Source organism: Rhizobacter sp. P3_B12 (assembly GCF_056402895.1).
Genome location: NZ_JBFUGN010001595.1, coordinates 1 through 792 on the forward strand (window position 1 = coordinate 1; position 792 = coordinate 792).

At 65.7% G+C, this 792-nt stretch carries 1 protein-coding gene; it reads left to right on the top strand.

Going from position 1 to position 792, the window contains the following annotated elements; genetic code table 11:
* Positions 1 to 755 (top strand): SDR family NAD(P)-dependent oxidoreductase (locus tag AC1D01_RS37110; protein WP_477874872.1); only part of this gene is annotated, 755 nt, incomplete at its 5' end.
* Positions 756 to 792 lie beyond the last annotated feature (37 nt).

Consider the following 792-nt stretch of genomic DNA (forward strand, 5'->3'; position numbering starts at 1 on the left):
AGCTGGCCGAGGCCCGCAAGGAGATCCTGCTGGCCGCCGGCAAGGACGCGCGCGTCGAGACCTTCTCGTCCGACATCGCCGACGAGGCGAGCTGCCGCGACCTGATCGACTGGATCAACGCCAACTTCGGCGGCGTCGACTTTCTGGTCAACAACGCCGGCCGCTCGATCCGCCGTGCGATCGAGAGCAGCTACGACCGCTTCCACGATTTCGAGCGCACGATGCAACTGAACTACTTCGGCTGCCTGCGCGTGACGATGGGCCTGCTGCCCGGCATGGTTGCGAAGAAGAAGGGCCACATCGTCAACATCAGCTCGATCGGCGTGCTGACGAACGCGCCGCGCTTCTCGGCCTACGTGGCCAGCAAGGCGGCACTCGACGCCTGGACGCGCTGCGCGTCGAGCGAGTACGCGGATACCGGCATCACCTTCACGACGATCAACATGCCGCTGGTGCGCACGCCGATGATCGCGCCGACCAAGATCTACAACAACGTGCCGACGCTCGCCCCCGAGGAGGCGGCCGACATGATCGCGCAGGCCTGCGTCTACAAGCCGGTGCGCATCGCGACGCGGCTGGGCATTGCCGGCGAGGTGCTGCATGCGCTGGTGCCGCGCATCGCGCAGATCGTGATGAACACCAGCTTCCGGATGTTCCCGGACAGCTCGGCGGCCAAGGGGGACAAATCGGCCAAGCCAACGCTGTCACCCGAGGCGATGGCCTTGCAGCAGATGATGCGCGGCATCCATTTCTGACCATCCCGAAGGCTCCGGCGCATCAGAGACGTACTCG